The following is a 1,136-nucleotide window of genomic DNA, read 5'->3' as shown; positions in this document are numbered from 1 at the left end:
TCTTTATGGAAAGTGCGGAAGAGAAGCCTGTTCCTATAGATCCATCTGATAGTCTTATAGCTACTTTAGCGGTTAGGTAGGAAAAGTAACTATATTCTTACCACATGCGTGTTGATTAACCAATAAAATCCAAAAAAAGCATACAAAAAAGGGCACCTATCTTGTAGAATGTAATTTGCAGAAAACATACTCAAGAAGGTGTCCCTATGAAAAAGAATATCACATTCCCGAATTTGCTTCAAAAAATTGTTTCAGAAGAAGAACTGGCAATTATTCAAACGGCCATTGGTTATAAAGATACAGCTCGTAAACTTGATGTGCTGACCCTGATCAAATACTTAATCTGCGCATCAATGAATGAATTTAAAAGTTACCGACACTGCGCGGATGTAGGCGAGCAATATGGATTGCCGCAAGTGAACCATTCGACTCTCTCAAAAAAGGCGAGCCATCTGGACTACCATGTGATGAAAAAACTCTTTGACTTGGTCGTTTCTAAATGTAATCGGATGACTCGTCGTGCAATGAAACTCCCAAACGGACTTCTCATCGTGGACTCCACAACGATTACGGTTGGGAAAACACGCCTTCCTTGGGCTGTCTATCATGGGGAGCGTTCAGGCATCAAACTACATGTTAGTTATACTCCAAAAACGGACATGCCACTTCAAGTCGTTGAAACGATCGGTCGCTTACATGACGGTCCTGTCGGTGAACAACTTGTTGATTCTCGGTTTGTTCTGGTAGAGGACCGTGCTTATTTTAAAATCACACGAATCGACCAATTTGTTTCTGAACACCAAGAGTTTGTCATTCGAATGAAGGAGAATATTGAGATTGTTCGTCCCCATGCTTTAAAACGATTAGAACAGCTAGAATCGCCTGTGACTCGTGACATCACGTGCCAACTTGGAACATCACAATCTCGTTCTGAGAAGCGTCATCGTGTGGTGTTTTTTAAGGATGATGATGGACATGAGATGCGAGTCGTGACCAATTTAATGAATGTGGCACCCGAAGTCATTGCCGACATGTATAAAGCACGATGGAAGATTGAAACGTTCTTCCGTTGGATCAAACAGAACTTGAATGTCCCTGTCCTGTTTGGCACAACTGAAAATGCCGTATTTAATCAA

At 41.5% G+C, this 1,136-nt stretch carries 1 protein-coding gene; it reads left to right on the top strand.

From position 1 onward, the window contains the following. Positions 1-206: 206 nt before the first annotated feature. Positions 207-1,136, top strand: a 930-nt coding sequence (locus ACYVL2_RS19975) for an IS4 family transposase (RefSeq protein ID WP_460546560.1), incomplete at its 3' end; no start/stop codon positions are given.

The organism is Glycomyces halotolerans (assembly GCF_054779575.1).
The sequence above is the reverse complement of the archived record's forward strand: the minus strand, read 5'-3'. Positions and strand labels throughout refer to the sequence as shown.